Source organism: Cohnella thermotolerans DSM 17683 (assembly GCF_000429825.1).
Lineage (GTDB): Bacteria > Bacillota > Bacilli > Paenibacillales > Paenibacillaceae > Cohnella > Cohnella thermotolerans.
Genome location: NZ_AUCP01000070.1, coordinates 1 through 25159, shown reverse-complemented (window position 1 = coordinate 25159; position 25159 = coordinate 1). Strand labels below are relative to the sequence as shown.

Genomic DNA, 25159 nt, shown 5'->3' with positions numbered 1-25159 from the left:
CAGAGAGGCCCGGGGACCCTGTCCCCAGGCCTCTTCTTCTTGTCCGTTCCTCCGGATCCGAATTGCAAGCAGCCTCGCTCCGCATCCGAACCGCACTCTCCCTAGCTGTCCGACTCCGTCCGATGATCCTCCGATTGTTCGGAAGCCGGCCGCAACACCTTCTTCATGCTCTTCTCGAACTTGGCGCGCGGCAGCAGAATGCTGTGCTTGCACTTGACGCATTTGATGCGGATGTCCATGCCCATGCGGATGATCTCCATCTCATTCGCGCCGCAAGGATGCGGCTTCTTCATCTGCACAATGTCGCCAAGCTGGAAAACCTTCGGTTCCATCGGCTCAACCTCCCGTCCGTTCCAGGGCCGGCGCTTTGTAATAGCGCGGATCCCCGGCCGCCTCGAACCCTTTCTTGATCTCCGCGTTCAGATGCCTCGCCAGCGCCGTCTGGGTGTTCGGCCGGCAGACGGCCGTAATCCGCAAGACGACGTCCGTGGCGTTCATCGACTGAACGCCGAGCAGCTCCGGCGCCCCTACCAGGTTCGGGTCTTCGAACTTGGCCAGCACCCCGCGAACGACCTCCATCGCCTGGTCGAGCTGTTCGGTCGCGGCGATTGAGACGTCGACAACGGCAAGCGAATTGTTCACCGAGAAGTTCGTCACATCGGTAATCGAGCCGTTCGGAATGACGTACACCTCTCCGGTCCAGCTCTTGATCCGGGTCGCGCGCAAACCGATCATTTCGACCGTGCCCCGGAACTTCCCGGTTTCGATCACGTCCCCGACCGAGAAATGGTCTTCCAAAATGATAAAGAAGCCTGTAATGACGTCCTTGACGAGGCTCTGAGCCCCGAAGCCGATGGCCAGGCCGACGACGCCGGCTCCCGCAAGCAGCGGCGCCAGATTGATGTGGAACTCGCCCAAGACGAGCAGAATGACAACAAAATTTAAGACGTAAGATACCGTGTTTTTAAGAAGTCTCCCTACCGTTTGCACCCGCCGCGTTCGCAGCTTGAACCGCTTGGATGACTTCGGATGGGTGAGATGGTCGATCACGCGGTAGGCGATCCGCTTGGCGATTTGACTGAAAATAAGAATGAGCGCAATTCGCACCGCCACTTGGATGACCGATTCCCACATGTCCGGATCTGTGAGCATCCCCCAATATTCGTCTATGAGCTTCTGCCACAGATTCAGCTTTTTCTCGATGGTCTCATCGATCTGAACGTCCAGCGGCAGCGGCCGCAGCCATCCAGGTCCCATATCGCTTCACCATCCTTACATGATTTGATCGTAGCGGCCCGGCTCCACGAAGCGGAACAGCCCCCGAATCTCGACCTTCTCCTCGGCAATGACGTCCCGTACGGTGTCCAGCGCCTCCCCCGGGAATTCGATGGACAGCGCGCAGCCCGCCGTAATCTCTTTGGGCGTGGGACGGATGTCGATGTCGACTTCCGCGTATTCGAGCAGCATCTCCGCTCTTAACGCCTGTTGGGTGGAATCAAAAGCGATCAAGAAAGCTTCCATTGGAGCACCGCCCCTTTCGCAGTCGAACGGCAGATTGCGCCGTTATCTTGCAGGTCTCTGCCCGCCTGTGAGTATAAATGCGCAAAGCCGTCCATATACTAGTAACATCCCATGAGAGGAGGCGAAGCAGACGAATGAACGGCGCTTGGGAGAGACGGCCCGGTTCGGGCAGCGATGCGGCCGCGCTTTCTTTGAAGATTCCTTACAATGAACCCTATGTCATCACCCGGCTAGCCGGGCGGCTGGAAAGCCATCTGGGGCCGCTTCCGGCGGAGAAGCGCATCGTTATCGTCTGCGTCGGGACCGACCGTTCTACCGGCGATTCGCTAGGCCCGCTCGTAGGCACCAGCTTGTCCCGGGAACCGAACCCCAAATTCGACCTGTACGGTACGTTGGACGAACCTGTGCACGCCATGAATCTGAACGAGACGCTGCTTCAAATCTCGCGGACGTCTCCGCAGCCTTACGTCATTGCCGTCGACGCTTGTCTCGGACAAGTATCGAGCGTCGGCTGCATCCAGATCGGGGCCGGGCCGGTACGGCCGGGAGCCGGCGTCAACAAGGAGCTGCCTCCCGTCGGGGACGTGCACATGACCGGAATTGTGAATGTCGGCGGCTTCATGGAGTACTTCGTGCTCCAGAACACCCGTCTCAATCTTGTGATGAAAATGGCGGATATTATTTCGCAGAGTCTCCTGCTCGCCATTCGAAATACCCGCAGCCCCGCTATTCCTTTTGCGATGCCTGATTGATCGCCGTCTTCTCTTCCGGCGACAGCATATAAGCGGACTGGCCTTTATCGAGCGGCTTCGCGTAAAGGAACATCTGGTCCCGGCCGTGAATGCCCGTCAGGACGACGCCGTCCTGCTCTTCGTTGACGATGGCTACGGAGAAGCTCAGATCGCTGCCCGAATCCGCGAACGCATTGAAACGATGAACGCCGATCCGCCCCTTGAGTGAGGCCAGGCGTTTTTCTTGTCTGGCGAGCCGCTGCTCCTGCTCTTGACGCCCGCTCTCGAGTTCGCCCAATCTTCCGTGCAGCGAATCCAATACGCCTTCCAGGTCGGGAATGCCGGTGTCGCCGATCAATTTGTTGTGCGCTTTGCGCAATTTGCGCAGCTTGCCGCTCAGTACGATGACCCATATCAAAATAACGATCGCTACGACACCTTCGCCTGCAATGATTGCAAGCCAAACGTTATCGTCCAACCCGTTCATGCTTTCTCCCCCATGTTTGCCAATCTTCTGATTGTACGATTTAGTTCGTTTTACGCAGCGTCGCCATCATTTCCTTCACAGCCTCAACCAAGGATACGATTTCCGATTCGGCTGTAAAATATCCCGGGCTTGCCCTCACCGCTCCCGTCTCCGTCGTTCCGGCAGATTGATGGCCGAGCGGCGTGCAGTGGAATCCCGAACGAACGGCGATACCGAACTGCCGATCCAGAATAAAAGAAGCTTCCGACGGATCGAACCCTTCCATGAGGAAGGAAACGATGGCCGTCCGTTCCGTTTCCGGACCCGGTCCGAGCAGAGTCACGCCGGGAATTCCCCGAAGGCCTTCCATCAATTGTCGCGTCAATTCCAGCTCCCGGCGATGAATCCGTTCGGTCGTCTCCGCGAGCACGAATTTGACGCCTTCCGTCAGGCCGGCAATGCCGACCGTGTTTTGGGTTCCCGCTTCGTAGCGGTCCGGCCGCGCAGTCGGCTGCTCCGGGGATTCCGAACTGCTTCCCGTCCCTCCGTACATCAGCGGCTCCAGGTCCAGATCCGGATGTATGTACAACCCTCCGGTCCCTTGCGGCCCCATGAGCCCTTTATGCCCCGGGAAAGCGAGCAGATCGATCCCCATCGCCCCGACGTCGATGTCCAGCACGCCTGCGCTTTGTGCCGCGTCTACGAGCAGCTTGACGCCGTGCGCTTTCGCAATGGCCCCCACATCGCCTACGGGGGTGATCGTCCCCAACAGGTTGGAGCTGTGCGTCACCGCAATCAGCTTCGTGCGGCTATGAATTTCTTGGCGCAGCTTGGACAAGTCGACCGTTCCTTGCGCATTCGTCTGCACATAGCTGACCTCGATACCGATTTTCCGCCGCAACGCCTCCAAAGGTCGCCTGACCGAATTATGCTCGAGCGACGTCGTGATGACATGATCGCCGGGCTTCAGCAGCCCCTGCAAGGCCGTATTTAGCGCCTGCGTCGTGTTCAGCGCGTAAGCGATGTCGTTCGGGTTCTGGATGCGGAACAGCCTGGCCAGCGCCTTGCGGCCCTCGAAGAGCACGCGGCTTGCCCTCACCGCCATCTCATGGCTTCCGCGCCCCGGATTGGCCGCGGCTTCCCGCATGCACCTCTTCATCGCTTCCGTCACGCCCGGAGGCTTCGGCCACGAGGTTGCCGCATTATCCATATAAATAATCGATTGTGTATTCATCGAATTCCTCCGCCAACGTCGTCCTGACGCAAGGATAGCATACCTAAGTTTAATCCTTCCCGCGAAAGATTACAACTTAAGTATGCTATCACGCCCGAACCTATGCGAGTGCTTGAAGAATCTCCAGAAGTCTCTCCAAATCTCCTCTTCCGAAGTAGGCAAATTCGATGCTTCCCTTGTCTTTGTTCGTTTTAATTCGCACGGTTGTCTTGAACTTCTCGCGCAGCGTCTCCTCGATTTCTTCCAAATAAGGATCCCGCTTTTGCGTCTTCGACTTCGGCTTGACGGCCTTCCCCTTCGCTTCCGGCTGCTGCACCGCGTCTTCCAAATCGCGGACGCTCCATCCGTTGGCGACCGCCAGCTTGGCCAATTCTTTTTTCTTGGCATCGTCTTTAATGCCGGCCAGCGCTCTCGCATGACCCATCGATAATGTTCCACGTGAAACATGATCTTTGACTTCATCCGGAAGCGACAAAAGCCGCAGGAAGTTGGCGATATGGGAACGCGACTTGCCGACTTTCAACGAGAGTTCTTCCTGGGTCAACGAGAATTGATCCATGATCGCCTGATAGGCGACGGCAATCTCGATCGCGTTCAAGTCTTCGCGCTGCACGTTCTCGATCAGGGCGATCTCCATCACCTGCTGATCGGTATAAGGACGAACGACGGCCGGAATCGTCGGATTGCCCAGCAACTGAGACGCACGGAATCGTCGTTCGCCTGCAATAATTTCGAAGCCGCGAAGCGCAGTTCGGACGACGATCGGTTGGATGACGCCATGCTCGCGAATCGACTCCGCCAACTCTTTGATCGCATCGTCATCGAACGTCTTGCGAGGCTGATACGGGTTGGCTCTTAGTTGAGACAATGGAATTTCAACGACCTTATCGTCTTCCTTGACGGACAGAGAGGTAATGAGCGCATCCAAACCTTTACCTAGCCGCTTGCTCATACGTAATCACTTCCTTCGCCAGCTCGAGGTAAACCTCGGCGCCTTTGGATTTGGGATCGTACGTGATGATGGATTGTCCGTGAGAAGGCGCCTCGCTTAGCCGCACATTACGCGGAATGACCGTTTGATACACTTTCTGCTGAAAATATTTCTTAACTTCTTCGATGACCTGAATGCCGAGATTCGTTCTCGCATCGAACATCGTCAACAAGACGCCTTCGATCTGAAGCGACGTATTCAGATGCTTCTGTACGAGACGAATCGTATTGAGAAGCTGGCTCAACCCTTCCAAGGCGTAATACTCGCATTGGATCGGAATGAGCACCGAATCCGCCGCCGTGAGCGAATTGATCGTCAAGAGTCCAAGCGACGGAGGGCAATCGATAAGAATGTAGTCGAATTCGTTGCGCACCATGGCTAAGGATTTCTTCAGACGAATCTCGCGGGATATCGTAGGAACGAGTTCGATCTCTGCACCGGCCAGTTGGATGGTGGCGGGGATCATCTTCAAATTCGGAAGCCCCGTCTCAACGATCGCTTGCTTCGGATGGATGTCGTTAATCAGAATGTCATAGATGCAGTATTCCACATCCGCTTTACTGACCCCAATTCCGCTTGTCGTGTTGCCTTGGGGGTCAATATCGACGATGAGCACTTTGCGTCCCAACGTCGACAAGCAGGCGCCCAGATTGACGGCGGTTGTCGTCTTCCCGACACCGCCTTTTTGATTGGCAACCGCAATTATTTTAGACAAAACCCTTCACCTCATTATAGAACTGCCTATGCGGACGAACCTTTTAATTTTAAAGCATTTTCTACCGTTCCAAAACCTATCAATGATTGGAAAATAAGCGCAATGGCGCACGCCGGAGCATCCTCCCTGCCCGGCGTTGCGCCGCCATTCAAATATCATAACGCAACAAACGCGCCGGCACGAACAAACCGAACGCGATCATGACCTTCGCCGTTCTATTTGCGCTTTGGAATTTGGATCACAATCTCGATATGATCGTCGCAGTCCCGCTCGCTCGACTTGATCGGGATGCCGGAACCCGTTACCATATCGACCGATTGACGGATCGTATTCAGTGCCAAGCGAATATCCTTGGAGAAAGAGACGCGGCGGGTCTTCGGTTTCTTGCTGGCTTCGAGCAAGAACGCGATGCGGGTTTCCGTCTGCTTGACGTTCAATTCCTTCTCGATAATCTCGCGAAGCAGCTTATTCTGCGATTCTTCATCCGGAAGAGAGAGCAAAGCGCGGGCGTGCCGCTCCGTTATTTTCCGTTCCAGCAGCGCGTTCTTCACTTCTTCTCCAAGCTGAAGAAGCCGAATTTTGTTCGCGATGGTGGATTGGCTCTTCCCTAGACGCTGAGCGAGGCTCTCCTGCGTCAGCTGGTGCAGTTCCATCAGCTTATGGTAGGCGACCGCTTCCTCGATGGCCGTCAGCCCTTCCCGCTGCAAATTCTCGATCAAAGCGATGGATGCAGCCTGAGAATCGTTGATTTCCCGAACGATAGCGGGAATCTGTTCCAGCCCTAGTCGGGTAACGGCGCGCCAACGGCGCTCGCCCGCAATAATCTCGTGTTTCCCGTTGCGAACCCGCACGACAATAGGCTGAATAACCCCATGCGTTTTGATGGTCTGACACAGTTCTTCGATCCGTTCGTCGTCAAATACCGTTCGCGGTTGATAGGGGCTCGGAACGATGTCTGCAACAGAGATTTGTCTCACTTCTTCTTGGCCGCTACGATCCGTCAGGCCGAAAATTCGCGACAACGGTTCTCTCATATTTTCTGGACCACCACGTTCTCTTAATCTTCACGTGCCTCTCGACGAAAAAGCGCCGCCAATTCACGCCATCGGGCGCATATGCGGCACGTCGGTTTGCTATACCTATTTATATTCGCTGTCCATTCTTCTTTTCCTGCTCGTGAAAAAACTTTCATAGCTTTATTTGTTCCACGTGAAACATTTATGCCGCAAAAGGGGGTTGTGTTTCACGTGGAACAATTTGCGCTATGAGCCTAGCAGCGGCGATTTCAGTGGGACACCCGCCTTGCGGGGATACGCTTTAGGGGTAGGCCCCTTCTTGTCGATGACGACAAGATGCCGTTCGGAACGCTCGATCGGCAATTCGAGCTTCTTCACTTCCCGCAAGCCCGCGTTAAGCTTGTTCAAGCTGAACCGGCTCTCGCTCAATTCATCCGTCAAGTCCGACCCTTTCATCGCAACGAATACGCCACCCGATCTCGCGAAAGGCAGACACAACTCGTTCAAGCCCGCCAGCCGGGCAACCGCTCGGGCCGTCACCACGTCGTAACGATCCCGGTGCTCCGGAAGTCTCGCGACATCCTCTGCTCTTCCGTGCAGGCAAACGACACCGTCCAGCTGCAGAGCAGAAGCGACTTCCTCCAAAAAGCGAATTCGCTTGGCCAGCGCGTCCACAATCGTGATTTTTAATTGAGGAAAAGCGATTTTCAAAGGGTAAGCGGGAAACCCGGCGCCCGAGCCGATGTCGGCCAACGCGGAATCTCCTTGAAGGTCGGCGGCAAGAGAGACGGTAAGCGAATCGTAGAAATGCTTCTCGTACACCGCCTCTCTCTCCGTAATGCCGGTCAAGTTCATCTTCTCGTTCCATTCGACCAGCAGCCGGTAATAGAGTTCGAACTGTTCCAGCTGTCGTTCCGACAATGCGATGCCAAGTTGTCGCGCCTGGTCCTGCAGCCATTGTTGTACGGTATCCATGTTACCCCCGGGCCGCCGCCTTAACGCGATTATAGTGCTCCAGATGCACGAGCAGAATCGACAAATCCGACGGCGTGACGCCCGAAATCCGGGAAGCCTGACCGATCGAGAGCGGACGAACTTTGTCCAGCTTCTGCTTCGCTTCCGTCGCCAGCCCGTGAATGATGCTGTAGTCGATATCTTCCGGAATGCGCTTTTTCTCCATTTTGCTCAACCGTTCGACTTGCTGCATCTGCTTCTCGATATAGCCGGCGTACTTGATCTGGATTTCCACCTGCTCCTTCATGTCTTCCGTCAACTCGACCGGCGCGGGAGAGAGCTTCTCCAGGTCGGCGTACGAAATTTCGGGACGCCGGAGCAGCGTGACGCCATCCACCGTATTTTGCAGCGGAGCGGAATCGCGGGAAGCCAACAGCGCTTGCACCTGTTCGTCCGGTTTGAACTTCAGTTCCTTCAAACGGGCGATTTCGGCCTCCACACGCGCCTTCTTCTCCAGGAACTTCTGATAGCGCGCTTCCGGAATAAGCCCGATTTCGTAGCCGAGCGGGGTTAACCGCAAATCGGCATTGTCGTGCCGCAGCAGCAAACGGTATTCCGCGCGGGACGTAAGCAAGCGATAAGGCTCGTTCGTGCCTTTCGTCACCAAGTCGTCGATCATGACGCCGATATAACCGGCCGAGCGGTCGATGATGACAGGCTCTTCTCCTTTTACCTTACGGGCGGCGTTAATGCCGGCCATGATGCCTTGTCCCGCCGCTTCCTCATACCCCGAAGTGCCGTTAATTTGGCCCGCGGTGAACAGATTCTGTACCAGCTTCGTCTCCAGCGAAGGCCACAGCTGCGTCGGAACGACGGCGTCGTATTCGATCGCGTACCCGGTCCGCATCATTTCAACCTTTTCCAACCCCGGAATCGATCGCAAAATGCTCAGCTGCACATCCTCCGGCATGCTCGTGGACAGCCCTTGCACGTAATATTCCTTCGTATTCCGCCCTTCCGGCTCCAGGAAGATCTGATGCTTCGGCTTATCCGCGAAGCGGACGATTTTGTCTTCGATCGAAGGACAATAACGCGGTCCCGTTCCTTCGATGGCCCCGGAGAACATCGGCGCGCGGTGAAGATTGTCGTTGATGATCTTGTGCGTTTCTTCCGAAGTATAGGTCAGCCAGCAAGGCAGCTGGTCGTTCGCGCGATCCGAATACTCCGTCTCGAAAGAGAAATACTTCGGCTTGTCGTCGCCCGGCTGAATTTCCGTCTTGCTGAAATCGATCGTATCCTTATGCACGCGCGGCGGCGTTCCGGTTTTGAACCGCACAAGCTCCAATCCCAGTCTGCGAAGCGTTTCGGACAGTTTCACCGCCGGTTGCTGGTTGTTCGGTCCGCTCTCGTACATCAGCTCGCCGATAATGACTTTGCCGCGCAAATACGTTCCTGTCGTCAGAACGACCGCTTTCGCGCCGTATTCGGCGCCGGTCTTCGTAATGACCCCGCGGCAAACTCCGTCCTCGACGATCAAATCCTCCACCATGCCTTGGCGCAGCGTCAGCCTCTCCTGCTTCTCAATCGTTTCCTTCATCGTATGCTGGTAAAGGAACTTATCCGCTTGCGCCCGAAGCGCGTGCACGGCCGGGCCTTTCCCCGTGTTCAGCATCCGCATCTGGATAAACGTCTTGTCGATGTTGCGCCCCATCTCTCCGCCAAGCGCGTCGATTTCGCGCACGACATGGCCTTTGGCCGGCCCGCCGACCGACGGGTTGCAAGGCATAAAAGCCACCATATCCAAATTGATCGTCAAGAGCAGCGTTTCACAGCCCATGCGGGCTGCGGCGAGCGCCGCTTCGCAGCCCGCATGCCCCGCTCCGATCACGATAACGTCATAATCTCCGGCATTGTATCCCATCGCCATTCCCCTCCTTATATCGCTCGTTTACTTGCCCAAACAAAACTGCGAGAAAATTTGATCCAGCAGCGATTCCCCGACGGCATCGCCTACAATCTCGCCCAATCGTTCCCACGCGGCGGCGATATCGATCTGGATCAGATCGATCGGAACGCCTTCGTTCGCCGCGTTGATCGCATCCTCAAGCGATTGAGCCGCTTGATGCAGCAGCGCGATGTGCCGTGCGTTGCTGACGTAAGTCAAGTCCTCGCTCTCGATCCCGCCGCCGAAGAACAACCCCGAAACCGCTCGCTCCAGCTTGTCGATTCCAATGCCTTCCTTCGCGGAGATCTCCACTACCCGATCGTCTCCGAATCGGCTTCGCACTTCGTCCAGCTCCAGCTTGCCCGGAAGATCGATCTTGTTCACAATGGCGATTACCGGCCGTCCCGCCAGTTCGTCCATCAGCCTGCGTTCATCGTCGTGCAGCGGCTCGTTATGATTGAGCACGAGCAGAATCAAATCCGCTTCGTTCAGCGCCCCGCGGGACCGCTCGACGCCGATTCTCTCCACCACATCGCTCGTCTCCCGGATGCCCGCCGTATCGAGCAGCCTCAAAGGAATGCCCGACAAAGACACCGACTCTTCCACGATATCGCGCGTCGTTCCCGGAATATCGGTGACGATCGCTTTGTTCTCCTGCGCCAACGCATTGAGCAGCGACGATTTGCCGGCATTGGGCCGGCCGACAATGGCCGTGACAATGCCCTCCCTCAATATTTTGCCTTCCGCGGCCGTTTTTAGGAGCTCCCTCACCGATCTCAGCGCTTCGCCGCACGTTTCCGTAATCGACGCAGCCGTCATCTCGGCGACGTCATGCTCCGGATAGTCGATGTTGACCTCGACGTGCGCGAGCAATTCGATCAGCTTCCGGCGCAGCGGCACGATCCGCTTCGACAAAGCGCCTTCCGATTGCCTGCGGGCGATCTGGAATGCCCGGCTCGACTTCGAGCGAATCAGGTCGATGACCGCCTCCGCTTGAGCCAGGTCGATTCGCCCGTTCAAGAACGCCCGCTTCGTAAACTCCCCTGGCTCCGCCAGGCGAACTCCGCTTCGCAACACGAGTTCGAGCACCGACTGAACGGCGACGATGCCGCCGTGCGTGCTGATCTCCACGACGTCCTCCGCCGTAAACGAACGCGGACCCTTCATGACGGTCACCAGCACTTCGTCCAATACGGTTCCGTCCGCCGGATCCACAATCCATCCGTAGTTCACCGTATGCGTCGGAGCCTCGCGAAGATCGGTCTTGGAACGGAACAACGGCGCGATAAGCTCTACCGCATCCGGACCGCTGATTCGAACGACGGCGATGCTGCCTTCGCCCAGCGCGGTCGCGATCGCGGCTATCGTATCTTCTGTCATGGGGTCTCCCTCTTTTTCCATTCTATAAGAAAAAACGCAATGCTCCGCAAACGTTGCGGAAGCCATTGCGTAGTTGCGACGAATTTACTTTAAAGCAATGACGATGCATCGATGCGGTTCATCGCCCTGGCTATAAGTTCTCACTTGGGGGTGCGACTGCAGGCGCGCGTGAATGATCTTCCGCTCCTGCGAGGACATCGGCTCGAGCACGACTTCCTTCCTTGTCCGAACGACGCGGCCGGCCATGCGATCCGACAACGCTTCGAGCGTCTGCCGCCGGCGTTCCCGGAATTGCTCCGCATCCAGAACGATTCGCAGATGGCGGTCGGAATGGCGGTTGGCCACGATGTTGGTCAGGTATTGCAAGGAGTCGAGCGTCTGACCGCGACGGCCGATCAGAATGCCGAGGTCGTCTCCCGTCATTTGGATCAGCACCTGGTCGCGCTCATCCTTGCGCTCGATGTCGACCTTGAGTTGCATCGCGCCCGTTACCTCACGGAGGAATTCGATTGCCTCCTCCACGCCGTCGGGACGCACCTGCAGCTCGACCTTCGCCTCCTTCGCGCCGATCAGACCGAACAACCCTTTGCTAGGCTGCTCCAGAACCGTCACAATGACCCGGTCTTCCCCAACCCCGAGTTGATTAAGACCGCTTCTTACCGCTTCTTCCACTGTTTTTCCTGACGCCACCAGCTTTTTCATTCGATATGGCCTCCTTGCCTTTACCTTCCGGTTTCGGCGAACGTCCATACATGAAATAGTTCTGAATAATGGTGTAAAGGTTCGTGTAAATCCAGTAGAGCGGCAGTGCCGACGGGAACGAGATCGCCATGACGAAGATCAGCACGGGGAAGACGAACATAAGCCCCTTCATCGGTCCCATCTGTTGCTGCGGCTGCATCGCCATCATCATGTACGACTGAACGAATGTCGTAATGGCGGCTATAATAGGCAAAATATAGAAGTGATCGGGTTCGCCAAGCTTCAGCCACAAGAACGAATGGGTGCTGATCGCTTCGTTCACGGTAATGGACCGGTACAATGCGATAAAGATCGGCATCTGGATGATCAGCGGCAGACAGCCGGCCAGAGGGTTGACTTGGTGCTCCTGATAGAGCTTCATCATCTCTTCTTGCTGCTTGCGCGGGTCGTCCTTGTACTTCTCCCGCAGCTTCATCATCTCGGGCTGCAGCTTCTGCATCGCCTTGGAGTTCTTGTACTGCTTGATGCTCAGCGGCAAAATAATCGTACGGACGATAACCGTCAGAACGAGAATCGACAAGCCGTAAGAGCCGCCGAACCATTCGGCGAACTTATCGAGCATGAGCGAGAACCAATAAACGACGTTACGGTCCCACCATCCTCCTTCAAGCAAGCCTTCCGTCGTCGTTTTGTGGGTCGTTGGCGTACAGCCGGACAATAACGCCATAAGCGTGGTCAGAAGACCAAGCAATACCCAAAATTTGCGATTGCGCAACAACGTCACACACAGACTCCTCTCTAGCCATAAGAAAACGGTTTGTTCGCGTTTTCAAATCCTATTTCCACGCGCTGCTTGTCCAAGACAACTATACCATAATTTTAAAGGCAATGGAAAGCGCGCGGCGATGCGTTCTTCGACTTCGGAACGCCGCCCCCGGGCCCTCTTCTGGCGGGCTGCCGGTCGGCCGGCGCCGAGCCCTTCAGGAGCCCCGCCTTGCGCAGCACATGAAGCACGCTCTTCTCCATCTCTATATAAGGAAGAGATAAGGCGGGCTTGCGCACGATCAGAATCAAATCCGTCCCTTCGTTCAGCTTGTTCGCGTTGTGCCGGACGATCTCCTTGACCATTCGCCGAATCCGGTTCCGCACCACCGCGCCGCCCAATTTGCTGCTGGCCGATATGCCCAGCCGGAATTGCTCCGTCTGCGAATGCTTCCGCCAATAGACGACAAATTGCGAATTGGCGAACGAGCGTCCATGGCGGTAAATGCGGTTAAAGTCCTCCCTGCTCCGAAGGCGCAGCTTCCTCTGCATCTTGCACCGTCCCTCGATTCTTTTCTTCCTTATATTATCCTGTCCGCTTATAAAGAAAAAAGACCACCTCACGTGGTCTCTTTATCCTTAAGCAGACAGCACTTTACGACCTTTTTGACGGCGAGCTTTCAGAACTTTGCGTCCGTTCTTCGTGCTCATACGGCTACGGAATCCGTGAACCTTCTTCCGCTTGCTCACATTCGGTTTAAATGTAGGACCCACCGCTCAATACCCCCTAACCTTATAAAACTCAGGTCTTCTTATTAAAGCATAGACCCGCAAAAAAGTCAATCAGAACGGGATCGTACGCCCGTTCAACCCGAACCGACAATTAATTATGCACATGTGAATAAATAAAACGGAAATAGCGGATCTCTCGAAACTTTGTCGAATAGTCTCACAATTTATCAACAATATATAGTGTTGTGCACAATTTTCATCCACAAGTTATTGAATTTGTGGATAACACGGCTAAATCCGTTGAATTTCGCGGTTTGTTCTGCTATGATTAGTTCGACCTTTTCCAGTGGATATCCTCCAAACGGACGTATTTTATTAACAGGCTGTGTATAACTTTGTGAACAACACCCCCTTGTACTGGATATCCCCATGAAGAATTCAGGGAATTATGTGGATAATTTGTCGACCCGCCAATGTTTTCGACAATTCCGCCGCCCTGGTCCGCCTGATGGGTTTAAAGGAGTGACTTCAGATGGACAGCCGCAGCAGCGAGATATGGCAGCAGGTATTGTCGGTCATCCAAACCAAATTGAGCAAACCGAGTTACGATACCTGGTTCAAAGCGACCAAAGCTTCGTTCCTTAACGAAGACACGGTCGTTGTAACCGCTCCCACAACGTTTGCCGCCGAATGGCTGGAGACCCGATATACGAAGCTGGTTTCTACTGCGCTAGCCGACTATTTAGGAAGAACGGTGAATGTCAAATTCGCCATCGAAGAAGCGCGTCAAGCCGAGCCTTCCGCTCCGCTGCCGCAAATGCCGGCCCCCGCACCGGCCGCGTCCGAAGAGATCGTGACGCATATGCTCAATCCGAAATATACGTTCGATACGTTCGTCATCGGCGCCGGCAACCGTTTTGCCCACGCCGCTTCGCTCGCCGTCGCGGAAGCGCCGGCTAAGGCTTACAACCCGCTGTTTCTGTACGGCGGCGTCGGATTGGGCAAGACGCACTTGATGCACGCGATCGGGCATTATATTTTGGAACACAATCCGAATATGAAAGTGTTGTACATCTCGTCCGAGAAATTCACGAACGAGTTTATCAACGCCATTCGCGACAACCGCGGCGAGAGCTTCCGCAACAAATATCGCAATATCGACGTGCTGCTGATCGACGACATTCAGTTTCTCGCTGGCAAGGACGGCACGCAGGAAGAGTTTTTCCACACCTTCAACGCGCTTCATGAAGAGCACAAGCAGATCATCATCTCAAGCGACCGGACGCCGAAGGAAATTCCGACGCTTGAAGAGCGGCTGAGATCCCGGTTCGAATGGGGACTGATCACCGACATTCAGCCGCCGGATCTGGAGACACGGATCGCGATTCTGAGGAAGAAGGCGAAGGCGGAGAACCTCGACATCCCGAACGAAGCGATGGTATATATCGCCAACATGATCGATTCCAACATTCGCGAGCTGGAAGGGGCTTTAATCCGGATCGTCGCCTATTCTTCGCTGACGAACCAGGACGTCACGACCCACCTGGCCGCCGAGGCGCTGAAGGATATTCTGCCGTCAGGGCGCAACCGGCTCATTACGATCCAGGACATCCAGCAGCGGGTCGGAGAATTTTACGGGCTCAAGCTGGAGGACTTCAAGGCGCGCAAACGGACCAAGGCCGTCGCGTATCCGCGCCAAATCGCCATGTATTTGTCCAGGGAGCTGACGGATTATTCCCTGCCCAAAATCGGCGAAGCGTTCGGAGGGCGCGACCATACGACCGTCATCCATGCCCATGAGAAAATCTCGCAGCAGCTCAAGCATGACCAGGAGCTCTACAAGATCATTCAGAATTTGACGGAGAAAATCAAAAGCCTGACGTAATCCGGCGCGAACAGACAAGTTATCCCCGTGGAAAACCGTAAAGCCTATGCACAAAGCATGCACATGTGGATAGGCTTTCGTTTTCGCCTTTTTTCGACTTATCCACATATTCAGCGCGCCTACTGCTACGACTTTATTTATTAAACATGATACAATGATGTAGAATTCGACGAGGTGAGCCCATGAAACTGACGATATCGCGCAACGAATTGAACGAAGCGGTGCAGCACGTCGCCAAGGCGGTTTCGTCTCGTACGACGATCCCGATCCTGAGCGGGATTAAAATTGAAACGAGCGACCAAGGCATCACGTTGACGGCAAGCGACACCGAAATTTCCATCCAAAGCTTCATTCCGCTTGAGACGGCCGACAAGACGATCGTCACGATTCACCGCAACGGCAGCGTCGTTCTTCCGGCCAAATTTTTTGTTGAGATTATTCGCAAACTGCCGAACGAGGAAGTCCATCTCGAAGTCGGAGACCGGTTCCAAACCCAAATCACTTCGGGCTCGATCGACATTCAGCTTGTCGGTCTCGATCCGGAGGAATTCCCCGTTCTACCCGTATTGGAAGAGGATCAAATCTTCTCTATTCCCGGCGATCTGCTCAAATCGATGATTCGCCAGACGGTATTCGCCGTCTCCAGCAACGAATCGACACCTGTGCTTACCGGCGTTCTGTGGAGCCTTCAAGACGGCGTGTTCAAATTCGTCGCTACCGACCGGCACCGCCTCGCCACTTGCAAAATCCATTCGGATGCGGCCGAGCAGCTCCGGTTCTCCAACGTCGTCATCTCCGGCAAGACGCTGAACGAATTGTCGAAGATCATTCCCGACCAGAATACGCTGGTCGATATCGTCGTAGCGGACAATCAGGTGCTGTTCAAGCTAGGCAACGTACTGTTCTATAGCCGGATGCTGGACGGGACGTTCCCCGATACTTCCAAGATTATTCCGACGAGCTTCCGGACAGAACTGATTTTGAATACAAAAGCGTTAAGCGATGCGATCGACCGCGCCTACTTGCTGTCGCGCGAAGAGAAAACGAATATCGTCCGGCTGTCCACCACCGAATCGGGAGGCGTCGAAATCTCCTCGAGCTCTTCCGAGCTCGGACGCGTTCAGGAGCAGATCTCCGTGCTGGAGCTTCGCGGGGAACCGCTTCGCATCGCCTTCAATTCGAAATATATGCTGGATGTGCTGAAGGTTGTCGAGAGCGAGAAGCTGTTCATCGGGCTGACCGGCGCCATGAGTCCGATCATTATTAAACCGGACAACGACAACAGCCTCCATCTCATCCTTCCGTACCGGACGACGAACTGAGGTGAGACGGGTTGAGAGAAGTTGCGATTGGCACCGACTATATCACACTGGGCCAGCTGCTTAAGCTGGTCGATTGCGTCGGCTCGGGCGGAGAAGTGAAGGCTTTTCTCCAGGAGAAGACAGTGACGGTTAACGGTGTGCCGGACAACCGCCGCGGACGCAAGCTCGTGCCCGGCGATACGGTCGAGGTCGAGAGCTTCGGAACGATCGCCGTCAAAGCCCGCTAATTCCGGGAAAGGAAACCGAACATGCAGTTGAAACGCTTGGAGCTTCAAGGCTATCGGAACTACGAGCAATTGGAGCTTGCGACCGGAGCCGGCGTCAACATTCTGATCGGTCCGAACGCCCAGGGCAAAACGAATCTGCTGGAAGCGATCCACGTGCTGGCGCTGACGAAGTCGCACCGGACATCCAAGGATAAAGAGCTGATCTGCTGGAACCAGCCGCATGCCCGAATCCGCGCGGAGCTGGAGCGCAAGCACGGTCCGGTCTCGCTGGAACTGCAAATCTCCTCGCAGGGCAAGCGGGCGAAAGTGAACGGCCTGGAGCAGCGCAAGCTCAGCGGCTTCGTCGGTACGGTCAACGTTGTCTTGTTCGCTCCGGAGGATCTCGATATCGTCAAAGGGGCGCCGGGCGTGCGCCGCCGCTTCATGGATATGGAGATCGGCCAGGTGCACCCCGGCTATTTGCACGACATGCAGCAATACCAGCGCATTATGCAGCAGCGGAACAATTATCTGAAAGCGACCGATTCGTCCAGAGCCTCGCAGGAGCTGCTCGATGTGTGGAACGAACAACTGGTCGCTTCAGGTGTTAAAATGATGCAAAAAAGGAAAAACTTTATTGTAAAGCTGCAAAGATGGGCCGAGAAAATTCATGAAAGCATTACGAACGGAGCCGAACGATTGACGGTGGAGTATCGTCCTTCGTTCGAGATTGCGAATGGTAGCGATTCCCAAGATCAATCTTCTTTATTCCAGCAATTTATGTTAAAGTTAACACAAGGCAGAGAGCAGGAGTTCCGTCGGGGAACGACGCTCGTCGGTCCGCATCGGGACGATCTGGCGTTCTACATCAACGGCAAGGACGTTCAATCGTTCGGATCTCAGGGGCAGCAACGAACGACCGCCCTGTCGCTCAAGCTCGCGGAGCTGGAATTGATGCGCGAGGAGATCGGGGAATATCCGTTGCTGCTGCTCGACGACGTTCTGTCGGAGCTCGATCAAATGCGGCAAACTCAACTCATCGAGACGTTCCAAAGCCGGGTGCAGACGTTCATTACGACGACCGGCATCGAGAGCGTCAATATGAGCCGTCTCAAAGACGCGGCCGTCTATCACGTCCGGCAAGGATCGGTGCTGCCTTAAACAAGCGGCTACGGGAGGCGAGTTATGTATATTCATCTCGGCGGAGAGAAGATCATCCGCACGTCGCAGGTTGTGGCCATCTTCGATATTTCGATCGAGCAGTCTTCCAAGCTGTCGCGGCATTTCGTCGCGCAAGCGCGCAAGAACCGGGAAGTCGAGACGATCGGAGAGGAAGATTCGAAGTCGATCGTCGTCACGGACGAACGCATTTATTATTCGCCCATTTCCTCATCCACGTTAAAGAAAAGGGCTCATCATCTGGTCGATCTATAGCGGAGGGGTGCGGCTCATGGGCTACAATTCGCCAAGCCGACCCGTGAATAGCAGCGCGTCAACGCAAAGAAGGCGGTGGAGGGTTTGTCCTTGAATTCGCAACAACAAGCGTACGATGAAAGTCAGATACAGGTATTGGAAGGTTTGGAGGCGGTTCGCAAACGTCCCGGCATGTATATCGGTTCTACGAGCGGCAAGGGACTTCACCATCTCGTATGGGAAGTTGTCGACAACAGTATCGACGAAGCCTTGGCGGGATATTGCACGGCCATCCAAGTCATTGTTCATCAAGATAACAGCATTACGGTCATCGACAACGGGCGGGGAATTCCCGTCGGGGAGCATCCGAAGCTGAAGCGCTCGACGCTTGAGGTCGTTATGACCGTCCTGCACGCCGGCGGCAAGTTCGGCGGCGAAGGCTACAAAGTGTCCGGCGGTCTTCACGGCGTCGGCATCTCGGTCGTAAACGCCCTCTCAGAGCGAGTCGTCGTTCGCGTCAAGCGCGACGGCCATATTTACGAGCAGGAATATCGCCGCGGCGTGCCGCAATACGATATCCGGATTGTCGGGGATACGGACGAGACCGGCACCGAGACGCTGTTCAAGCCGGATCCGGAGATTTTTACCGAGACGACCGAGTACGATTACGAGACGCTGGTCGGCCGGATTCGCGAGCTTGCTTTTCTGAACAAGGGCATCCAGATCTCGCTTACCGACGAGAGAACGGGAATGAGCGAGACGTTCAAATATGACGGCGGCATCATCGAATTCGTGAAGTACCTGAACCGGACGCGGGAACCGCTGCACGAGCAGCCGATCTACGTCGAAGGCACCAGGGATTACATTCAATGCGAAATCGCGATGCAGTACAACGACGGGTATACGGAGAATATCTACTCGTTCGCCAACAATATCAATACGCACGAGGGCGGAACGCACGAATCGGGCTTCAAGAGCGCGCTCACGAGGATTATCAACGATTACGCGCGCAAGATGAACATCATGAAGGAGAGCGAATCGAATCTGACCGGGGACGACGTTCGCGAAGGCTTGACGGCGATCATCTCGGTCAAGATTCCGGAGCCTCAGTTCGAAGGCCAGACGAAGACGAAGCTCGGCAACAGCGAAGTCCGGGGCATCGTAGAATCGCTTCTGGCCGAGAAGCTTATGGAGTTTATGAACGAGAACCCCTCGGTCGCCCGCAAGGTCATCGACAAGTCGCTGCAAGCTTCCCGGGCGCGGGAAGCGGCCCGCAAGGCACGCGAACTGACGCGCCGCAAGAGCGCGCTCGAGGTCAGCTCCTTGCCCGGCAAGCTGGCGGATTGCTCCTCCAAGGACGCGTCCATCAGCGAATTGTTCATTGTCGAAGGCGACTCTGCGGGCGGATCGGCCAAGTCGGGCCGCGATCGCCACTTCCAGGCGATTCTGCCGCTGCGGGGCAAGATTCTGAACGTCGAGAAGGCGCGGCTGGACCGCATTCTCTCGAATATGGAGATCCGCGCCATTATCACGGCGCTAGGAACGGGAATCGGCGACGACTTCGATCTGTCCAAAGCCCGTTATCACAAGATCGTCATCATGACCGACGCCGACGTCGACGGCGCGCACATCCGGACGCTGCTGCTCACCTTCTTCTACCGCTACATGCGGAAGCTGATCGAAGCCGGCTACGTCTACATCGCGCAGCCGCCGCTCTATAAGCTCGAGCGCGGCAAGGTGATCCGGTATGCGCAGGACGAAGCGGAACGGGACGCCATTATCGCCGAGTTCGGCGAAGGGGCGAAAGTGAACGTCTCCCGTTACAAAGGGCTCGGCGAGATGAATGCCGAGCAGCTGTGGGAGACGACGATGGATCCCAACACCCGGACGATGCTTCAGGTCCGCATCGAAGACGGAATGAAGGCCGATCTCATGTTCGATACGCTTATGGGGGATAACGTCGAGCCTCGCCGCGAGTTTATCCAACAATTCGCAAGACACGTCAAAGATCTGGACATTTAACGATCGTATCGCCTGCAAGCAGAGGCATCCCATGCCACTCGCCGCGGCAACGCCAAGAGATGACCTTCGGTCCGTAAGGGCCGAGTCCGATCCGAGGGTTGCGGGAACGGCGGGTGGCTGTTTATTACGCGCGGTTGCGCTTGCGGGACGGGAATCTCCCGTAAGCGACGGCATAGTTATAGATGCGGCGGAAGACGTCGGGATCGTTCAGCTTGCGGAACAGGTATGGGTCGGGCATCGTGTTCACCTCGAGAATCCATGGCTTCAAATCGGTGTCGATGGCTACGTCGATGCCGATCTCCTGAATTTTCGGAAAGGCCAGCTCCAGCGTCCGGGCGACTTCGACGCCTAGCGAGTCTAGCTGCTGTTTGATCTCGTCCAGGGACGTAGATTCGTTCACATGTTCCCGAATAAGGGCGTCCAGAGACATGGGCTTTCCCCCGCTATGGTAGTTGGTCACAATTTTGCGGGGATGGGCGAGACGGCCGATAATGCCGGTCGTTTCCCAAACGGAATAAGGATTCCGCTGAACCATGACGCGAAAGTCGAAGCGCCGATTGTTATGCTTCAGAAGCTCGATGCCTTGCTGGGCCAGGTAGCTCCTTTTTCTTTTGACGAGGAGCAGCTTCCGATACATGGCATCGAAGGAGCGGAACCGGTATTTGCGCGTGGCGGACTGGAACCGGTACGGGAAGACTTTGCCCGGGTGCCATTCCACCCGAATGACGCCAAGGCCGAACGTTCCGGTGACCGGCTTCACGTAGATCATTCCGTACCGAAGCAGCATTTCTTGCACGGTGTCGCGGCTCATTCGCTTCGTTTCCGGCACATGGTCCGCCATCTCGGGGCTGGCAAGAAGCGCTTCGGTTTTCGCGGTTTTGCTGCGAATGCGCTGAATGGTCATGGGGGTGCCATCAACCTTTCCCGTCAACATTATGCTATAATGGAATTATTCATCCTAATTAGGGTATGACGGTTGCCGCCTTCCGGTGTGCGAAGGCGATGGAAAGAGGGCAAAGCCAACGAAGGCTGTCGGGAATTACGTTTGGCAACGATGAAGGAGGATCTTCATGTCGGAAGAGCAACGCTCCCCTATTCGCGACCGGGATATCGGCCTCGAAATGCGGGAATCGTTTATGAGTTATGCAATGAGCACGATCGTCAGCCGCGCTTTGCCGGACGTACGGGACGGAATGAAGCCGGTGCATCGCCGCATTCTGTTCGGGATGTCGGAGCTTGGCATGGCGCCGGACAAGCCGTTCAAGAAGTCGGCGAGAATCGTCGGGGAGGTCATGGGTAAATACCATCCCCACGGCGACTCCTCCATCTACGAAGCGATGGTGCGGATGGCACAAGATTTCTCCATGCGTTACATGCTTGTGGAAGGCCAGGGAAACTTCGGCTCCATCGACGGCGACTTCGCCGCCGCCATGCGTTATACGGAGGCCAGGCTGTCCAAGATGGCGATGGAGCTGCTTCGCGATATCAACAAGGAGACGGTCAACTTCGTCCCGAACTACGACGGCGAAGAACTGGAGCCCGAGGTTCTGCCTTCCCGGTTCCCGAACCTTCTCGTGAACGGCACGACCGGCATCGCGGTCGGGATGGCGACCAATATTCCGCCGCACAATCTGCGCGAGGTGATCGACGGCGTACAGGCGCTCATTCGCGATCCCGATCTGACTCCGCTGGACTTGATGGAGTATATTAAAGGGCCCGATTTCCCTACGGCGGGATATATTCTCGGCCGCGAAGGCATCCGGCAGGCTTATGCGACCGGCCGCGGCACCGTTACGATGCGCGCCCGTGCCGAGATCGAAGAGACGGGCGGCAAAGCGCGCATTATCGTGCATGAGCTTCCTTATCAAGTCATCAAGGCGCGCCTGGTCGAGAAGATTGCGGAGCTCGTACGCGAGAAGCGCATCGACGGCATTACCGATCTGCGGGACGAATCCGACCGCAACGGCATGCGGATCGTCATTGAGCTTCGCCGCGACGTGAATCCGAATGTCGTATTGAACAACCTGTACAAGCATACGGCAATGCAATCGACGTTCGGCATTAACATGCTGGCCATCGTCAACAAAGAACCGAAGGTGCTCAACCTCAAAGAGATGCTCTCTTACTATTTGCAGCATCAGATCGAAGTTATTCGCCGCCGCACGGAGTACGATCTGAAGAAAGCGGAAGCAAGAGCGCATATTTTGGAGGGGTTGCGCATTGCGCTCGATCATCTGGACGAAGTGATCGCGCTCATTCGCTCTTCGCAATCCGACGAAGACGCCCGCAACGGCTTGATGGAGCGCTTCGGCCTGTCGTTCGACCAGGCGCAAGCCATCCTCGACATGCGGCTCCGCCGGTTGACCGGATTGGAACGCGAGAAGCTGGAGCAGGAATACAACGAGCTCATTCAGAAAATCGCGGAATACAAAGCGATTCTCGGCGACGAGAAGCTCGTGCTGGAGATCATTAACGACGAGCTGGAAGACATCAAAAACCGGTTCGGCGACGAACGGCGCACGGAAATTACGACCAGCGAGAACGAAATTCTCGATGAGGACCTGATTCCGCGCGACGATGTGGTCATTACGATGACACACACCGGTTACGTGAAGCGTCTCCCGTTGTCGACCTACCGCAGCCAGAAGCGGGGTGGACGAGGCGTCGTGGGCATGGATACGAAGGATGACGATTTTATCGAACATCTTTTTATCTCCAACACGCACCACTACTTGCTGTTCTTCACGAACAAGGGGCGCGTTTTCCGGCTTAAAGCTTATGAAATTCCGGATTTGAGCCGAACCGCGCGGGGAACGCCGATCATCAACCTGATTCAGATCGAGCAGGGCGAGACGATCAACGCCGTCATCCCGGTCGAATCGTTCGAGCCGAACCTGTACCTGTTCTTCGCGACTCGGGCCGGCATCGTCAAGAAGACGCCGCTCGACGACTATACGAACATTCGCAAAGTTGGCCTGATCGCCATCTCCCTCCGGGAGGACGATGACTTGATCGGCGTGAAGCTGACCGATGGAAACAGGGAGATCGTACTGGGAACGAGCGAAGGAATGTCCATTCGCTTCTCCGAGCAGGACGTTCGCGCCATGGGACGCTCTGCTACCGGGGTCAAGGGCATTCAGCTCGACGAAGGCGACAAGGTCATCGATATGGACGTCGTCGATCCGGATCGCGACGTGCTTATCGTTACGGCCAAAGGCTACGGGAAGCGCACGCCGATGGCCGAATACCGCACGCAATCGCGCGGCGGCAAGGGGATCAAGACGCTCAACGTGACGGAAAAGAACGGCCCGATCGTCAGTCTGAAGGTCGTTCGAGACGACGAAGACCTCATGATCATGACTTCTTCGGGAACGTTGATCCGAACAAGCATGTCGGGCATTAACACGATGGGACGGATCACCCAGGGCGTCAAGCTCATCAACATCAAGGACGAAGATTTCGTCGCGACGGTAACGAGAGCACCAAGAAGCGACGATTCCGAAGAAGCGGAGGAAGAAGACGGAGCGTCCGAAGCTCAGGAATAAAGGCAGACGGAGGGAAGAGGCATGCCGGTATTGCCCATCTCGCAAGTTCAGGTCGGCGACCAATTGGCGTCCGACGTTCAAACGGCCCTGGGAAGTCTTCTGCTTCAGGGAGGCCGGACGCTGACGGCGCGTGATTTGGATATTTTGCAGGCGTTCCTCATCCCAAGTGTCGACATTCGCCGAAGCGGGTTTGCCGAGACGAACGTCGACGAATCGAGGGAAGACGAGTCTCCTGCGGAAGCCAGCTTGACGCCGCTGCATCAGAAGTTTCTGAACATGGAGAAGCTTCTCAAATCGGCGTTCATGAACGTCGGACCCGGTCAGAAGCTTCCGATTCTGGAGATTCGCAACGAATTGCGCGTGCTGCTGGAGCCGATCGACGATTACAACGTGCTGATGTTCACCCCGCCCAACGACGGAGGGGCATCCGAGCGCTGGATTCGTCAAAGCGTGCTGACGGCGCTGACTTCGTACCAGCTCGCCCGCTGGTGCAAGTTCCCGGAGAAGGAATGGACGGCGGTCGCGCTTGCCGGCTTGCTGCACGATATCGGCAACGTCAGGATCGATCCGGCCATCTTCCGCAAGCCGTCCCCGTTGACGCCCGAAGAACGGAACGAGATGAGGCAGCATACCGTCTATGGATTCAAATTGCTGAATTCCGTACCCTCGCTAAATCAGGGCGTGGCTCTGGCGGCCCTGCAGCATCACGAACGGGTTGACGGCAGCGGGTATCCGATGAAGGTGAAGGGGGAGAAGATCCATCCCTACGCCAAAATCGTAGCCATTGCGGACATGTACCACGCCATGACGTCCAATCGGCATCACCGCAAGGCGGAGTCGCCTTATCTCGTGTTGGAGGAACTGCAGTCCGAGGCGTTCGGCAAGCTGGATCCGATGTACGTCCAAACGTTCATCGACCGGACGACGCAGTTCCACAACGGCATGCTCGTTCAATTGAACGACAATCGCGTCGGCGAGATCGTGTTCACCGATCGCAGCCATCCGACGCGGCCGATGGTTTCCGTCTATGGTGAGATCATCAACTTAACGAAACGGCGCGACATTTATATTCGCTCGATATATTCCATATGATCCAAGGCTGACAAAGGACCGGAAAGCAGCGGAAAACCCGTTGTTCTCCGGTCTTTTATTGAGCCGGAACACATCCGAAATAACAAGAATAATTAATTTCAAAAAAACAGTTGCATTCTTTTTTGTAACGTGATATATTATTCGAGTCGCCGCTAAACGGCAGCGATAACGAAGCAAGAACGAGCAACAAACTTGTTCCTTGAAAACTGAACATCGAGCGTAATACGGACCCTGTCACTCGTTTGAGTGGCGGACAACGATGTAACTTTTTGAGCCAACAGGGCTCTTCAATAAGGATGACCTTTATGGAGAGTTTGATCCTGGCTCAGGACGAACGCTGGCGGCGTGCCTAATACATGCAAGTCGAGCGGACTTTCAAGGGAGCTTGCTCCCGCGAAGGTTAGCGGCGGACGGGTGAGTAACACGTAGGCAACCTGCCCGCAAGACCGGGATAACATTCGGAAACGAATGCTAAGACCGGATACGCAAGAGGGAGGCATCTTCCTGTTGGGAAACACGGAGCAA

The 25159-nt window shown here is 55.7% G+C and carries 24 protein-coding genes, 1 rRNA gene and 1 pseudogene; 10 read left to right on the top strand and 16 right to left on the bottom strand.

Annotated elements, in window-relative coordinates; genetic code table 11:
* Nucleotides 1–101 precede the first annotated feature (101 nt).
* The 3 genes from G485_RS0113860 to G485_RS0113850 are packed head-to-tail and all read right to left on the bottom strand — an operon-like array spanning nt 102 to nt 1521.
* Nucleotides 102–332: a DUF951 domain-containing protein gene (locus tag G485_RS0113860; RefSeq protein WP_027093046.1), complete on the bottom strand. Its 231-nt coding sequence runs from the start codon at nt 330–332 to the stop codon at nt 102–104.
* Between the two features lie 4 nt (nt 333–336).
* Nucleotides 337–1257 carry a mechanosensitive ion channel family protein gene (locus G485_RS26505; protein WP_051318277.1) on the bottom strand — a complete coding sequence of 307 codons (921 nt, stop codon included), beginning with the start codon at nt 1255–1257 and terminating at the stop codon, nt 337–339.
* Between the two features lie 15 nt (nt 1258–1272).
* Nucleotides 1273–1521, bottom strand: a complete 249-nt coding sequence (locus tag G485_RS0113850; protein ID WP_027093045.1) for a putative Se/S carrier protein — start codon at nt 1519–1521, stop codon at nt 1273–1275.
* 134 nt (nt 1522–1655) lie between these two features.
* On the opposite strand from G485_RS0113850, the gene yyaC reads away from it, so the two are divergent.
* Entirely contained in the window at nt 1656–2273 is a 618-nt protein-coding gene (gene yyaC / locus G485_RS0113845) for a spore protease YyaC (RefSeq protein ID WP_027093044.1), read from the top strand.
* Here yyaC and G485_RS0113840 read toward each other — a convergent pair.
* From G485_RS0113840 to rpmH, 12 genes and pseudogenes are all read right to left on the bottom strand, one after another.
* Nucleotides 2248–2739: a DUF4446 family protein gene (locus G485_RS0113840; protein WP_027093043.1), complete on the bottom strand. Its 492-nt coding sequence runs from the start codon at nt 2737–2739 to the stop codon at nt 2248–2250. The genes yyaC and G485_RS0113840 overlap by 26 nt on opposite strands.
* Nucleotides 2740–2779: 40 nt before the next feature.
* Entirely contained in the window at nt 2780–3952 is a 1173-nt protein-coding gene (locus tag G485_RS0113835) for an aminotransferase class V-fold PLP-dependent enzyme (protein ID WP_035156238.1), read from the bottom strand.
* A gap of 100 nt (nt 3953–4052) precedes the next feature.
* Entirely contained in the window at nt 4053–4904 is an 852-nt protein-coding gene (locus G485_RS0113830) for a ParB/RepB/Spo0J family partition protein (RefSeq protein ID WP_027093041.1), read from the bottom strand.
* Complete coding sequence (locus tag G485_RS0113825; RefSeq protein ID WP_027093040.1) at nt 4885–5658, bottom strand: ParA family protein; 774 nt, start codon at nt 5656–5658, stop codon at nt 4885–4887. Before G485_RS0113825 ends, G485_RS0113830 begins: the two co-directional genes overlap by 20 nt.
* Before the next feature lie 215 nt (nt 5659–5873).
* Nucleotides 5874–6692 carry a nucleoid occlusion protein gene (gene noc, locus G485_RS0113820; RefSeq protein ID WP_027093039.1) on the bottom strand — a complete coding sequence of 273 codons (819 nt, stop codon included), beginning with the start codon at nt 6690–6692 and terminating at the stop codon, nt 5874–5876.
* 228 nt (nt 6693–6920) lie between these two features.
* On the bottom strand, nt 6921–7649 hold the full coding sequence (gene rsmG / locus G485_RS0113815; protein ID WP_027093038.1) for a 16S rRNA (guanine(527)-N(7))-methyltransferase RsmG: 729 nt from the start codon (nt 7647–7649) through the stop codon (nt 6921–6923).
* A 1-nt stretch (nt 7650) separates the two neighbouring features.
* Complete coding sequence (gene mnmG, locus G485_RS0113810) at nt 7651–9549, bottom strand: tRNA uridine-5-carboxymethylaminomethyl(34) synthesis enzyme MnmG (RefSeq protein ID WP_027093037.1); 1899 nt, start codon at nt 9547–9549, stop codon at nt 7651–7653.
* A gap of 27 nt (nt 9550–9576) precedes the next feature.
* Nucleotides 9577–10953 (bottom strand): tRNA uridine-5-carboxymethylaminomethyl(34) synthesis GTPase MnmE, encoded by a 1377-nt coding sequence (mnmE, locus tag G485_RS0113805; protein WP_027093036.1) that lies wholly within the window; start codon nt 10951–10953, stop codon nt 9577–9579.
* Nucleotides 10954–11037: 84 nt separating this feature from the next.
* Entirely contained in the window at nt 11038–11655 is a 618-nt protein-coding gene (gene jag, locus G485_RS0113800; protein ID WP_027093035.1) for an RNA-binding cell elongation regulator Jag/EloR, read from the bottom strand.
* Complete coding sequence (locus tag G485_RS0113795) at nt 11597–12382, bottom strand: YidC/Oxa1 family membrane protein insertase (protein ID WP_051318278.1); 786 nt, start codon at nt 12380–12382, stop codon at nt 11597–11599. The genes jag and G485_RS0113795 overlap by 59 nt, the downstream gene beginning before the upstream one ends.
* A gap of 245 nt (nt 12383–12627) precedes the next feature.
* Nucleotides 12628–12969, bottom strand: a pseudogene (rnpA, locus tag G485_RS26500) (ribonuclease P protein component); the annotation flags it as partial.
* A gap of 87 nt (nt 12970–13056) precedes the next feature.
* Nucleotides 13057–13191 carry a 50S ribosomal protein L34 gene (gene rpmH, locus G485_RS29135; RefSeq protein ID WP_084423307.1) on the bottom strand — a complete coding sequence of 45 codons (135 nt, stop codon included), beginning with the start codon at nt 13189–13191 and terminating at the stop codon, nt 13057–13059.
* 490 nt (nt 13192–13681) lie between these two features.
* Here rpmH and dnaA point away from each other — a divergent pair, with 490 nt between their 5' ends.
* The 6 genes from dnaA to gyrB all read left to right on the top strand — a co-directional run bounded on the left by dnaA (nt 13682) and on the right by gyrB (nt 19997).
* Nucleotides 13682–15034: a chromosomal replication initiator protein DnaA gene (gene dnaA, locus G485_RS0113785; RefSeq protein WP_027093033.1), complete on the top strand. Its 1353-nt coding sequence runs from the start codon at nt 13682–13684 to the stop codon at nt 15032–15034.
* A 182-nt stretch (nt 15035–15216) separates the two neighbouring features.
* The gene (dnaN, locus tag G485_RS0113780) at nt 15217–16356 is read left to right on the top strand and encodes a DNA polymerase III subunit beta (RefSeq protein ID WP_027093032.1); all 1140 of its coding nucleotides are present in this window, start codon (nt 15217–15219) and stop codon (nt 16354–16356) included.
* Nucleotides 16357–16367: 11 nt separating this feature from the next.
* Nucleotides 16368–16583: a S4 domain-containing protein YaaA gene (gene yaaA, locus G485_RS0113775; RefSeq protein WP_027093031.1), complete on the top strand. Its 216-nt coding sequence runs from the start codon at nt 16368–16370 to the stop codon at nt 16581–16583.
* Nucleotides 16584–16604: 21 nt separating this feature from the next.
* Nucleotides 16605–17723 (top strand): DNA replication/repair protein RecF, encoded by a 1119-nt coding sequence (recF, locus tag G485_RS0113770; protein ID WP_027093030.1) that lies wholly within the window; start codon nt 16605–16607, stop codon nt 17721–17723.
* Between the two features lie 24 nt (nt 17724–17747).
* Nucleotides 17748–17996, top strand: a complete 249-nt coding sequence (remB, locus tag G485_RS0113765; protein WP_027093029.1) for an extracellular matrix regulator RemB — start codon at nt 17748–17750, stop codon at nt 17994–17996.
* 84 nt (nt 17997–18080) lie between these two features.
* On the top strand, nt 18081–19997 hold the full coding sequence (gene gyrB / locus G485_RS0113760) for a DNA topoisomerase (ATP-hydrolyzing) subunit B (protein WP_027093028.1): 1917 nt from the start codon (nt 18081–18083) through the stop codon (nt 19995–19997).
* Nucleotides 19998–20121: 124 nt separating this feature from the next.
* Here gyrB and G485_RS0113755 read toward each other — a convergent pair whose 3' ends face one another.
* Nucleotides 20122–20901 carry a YheC/YheD family protein gene (locus G485_RS0113755; protein ID WP_027093027.1) on the bottom strand — a complete coding sequence of 260 codons (780 nt, stop codon included), beginning with the start codon at nt 20899–20901 and terminating at the stop codon, nt 20122–20124.
* A 166-nt stretch (nt 20902–21067) separates the two neighbouring features.
* Here G485_RS0113755 and gyrA point away from each other — a divergent pair, with 166 nt between their 5' ends.
* The 3 genes from gyrA to G485_RS0113740 all read left to right on the top strand — a co-directional run.
* Nucleotides 21068–23542: a DNA gyrase subunit A gene (gene gyrA / locus G485_RS0113750; RefSeq protein WP_027093026.1), complete on the top strand. Its 2475-nt coding sequence runs from the start codon at nt 21068–21070 to the stop codon at nt 23540–23542.
* Nucleotides 23543–23563: 21 nt separating this feature from the next.
* On the top strand, nt 23564–24634 hold the full coding sequence (locus G485_RS0113745; protein WP_027093025.1) for an HD-GYP domain-containing protein: 1071 nt from the start codon (nt 23564–23566) through the stop codon (nt 24632–24634).
* Nucleotides 24635–24936: 302 nt separating this feature from the next.
* Nucleotides 24937–25159, top strand: a 16S ribosomal RNA gene (locus G485_RS0113740); the annotation flags it as partial.

Coding starts and splice junctions, on each gene's coding strand:
- G485_RS0113860 (WP_027093046.1), bottom strand. CDS start 332: ATGGAACCGAAGGTTTTCCAGCTTGGCGACATTGTGCAGATGAAGAAG.
- G485_RS26505 (WP_051318277.1), bottom strand. CDS start 1,257: ATGGGACCTGGATGGCTGCGGCCGCTGCCGCTGGACGTTCAGATCGAT.
- G485_RS0113850 (WP_027093045.1), bottom strand. CDS start 1,521: ATGGAAGCTTTCTTGATCGCTTTTGATTCCACCCAACAGGCGTTAAGA.
- yyaC (WP_027093044.1), top strand. CDS start 1,656: ATGAACGGCGCTTGGGAGAGACGGCCCGGTTCGGGCAGCGATGCGGCC.
- G485_RS0113840 (WP_027093043.1), bottom strand. CDS start 2,739: ATGAACGGGTTGGACGATAACGTTTGGCTTGCAATCATTGCAGGCGAA.
- G485_RS0113835 (WP_035156238.1), bottom strand. CDS start 3,952: ATGAATACACAATCGATTATTTATATGGATAATGCGGCAACCTCGTGG.
- G485_RS0113830 (WP_027093041.1), bottom strand. CDS start 4,904: ATGAGCAAGCGGCTAGGTAAAGGTTTGGATGCGCTCATTACCTCTCTG.
- noc (WP_027093039.1), bottom strand. CDS start 6,692: ATGAGAGAACCGTTGTCGCGAATTTTCGGCCTGACGGATCGTAGCGGC.
- rsmG (WP_027093038.1), bottom strand. CDS start 7,649: ATGGATACCGTACAACAATGGCTGCAGGACCAGGCGCGACAACTTGGC.
- mnmG (WP_027093037.1), bottom strand. CDS start 9,549: ATGGGATACAATGCCGGAGATTATGACGTTATCGTGATCGGAGCGGGG.
- mnmE (WP_027093036.1), bottom strand. CDS start 10,953: ATGACAGAAGATACGATAGCCGCGATCGCGACCGCGCTGGGCGAAGGC.
- jag (WP_027093035.1), bottom strand. CDS start 11,655: ATGAAAAAGCTGGTGGCGTCAGGAAAAACAGTGGAAGAAGCGGTAAGA.
- G485_RS0113795 (WP_051318278.1), bottom strand. CDS start 12,382: ATGGCGTTATTGTCCGGCTGTACGCCAACGACCCACAAAACGACGACG.
- dnaA (WP_027093033.1), top strand. CDS start 13,682: ATGGACAGCCGCAGCAGCGAGATATGGCAGCAGGTATTGTCGGTCATC.
- dnaN (WP_027093032.1), top strand. CDS start 15,217: ATGAAACTGACGATATCGCGCAACGAATTGAACGAAGCGGTGCAGCAC.
- recF (WP_027093030.1), top strand. CDS start 16,605: ATGCAGTTGAAACGCTTGGAGCTTCAAGGCTATCGGAACTACGAGCAA.
- remB (WP_027093029.1), top strand. CDS start 17,748: ATGTATATTCATCTCGGCGGAGAGAAGATCATCCGCACGTCGCAGGTT.
- G485_RS0113755 (WP_027093027.1), bottom strand. CDS start 20,901: ATGACCATTCAGCGCATTCGCAGCAAAACCGCGAAAACCGAAGCGCTT.
- gyrA (WP_027093026.1), top strand. CDS start 21,068: ATGTCGGAAGAGCAACGCTCCCCTATTCGCGACCGGGATATCGGCCTC.
- G485_RS0113745 (WP_027093025.1), top strand. CDS start 23,564: ATGCCGGTATTGCCCATCTCGCAAGTTCAGGTCGGCGACCAATTGGCG.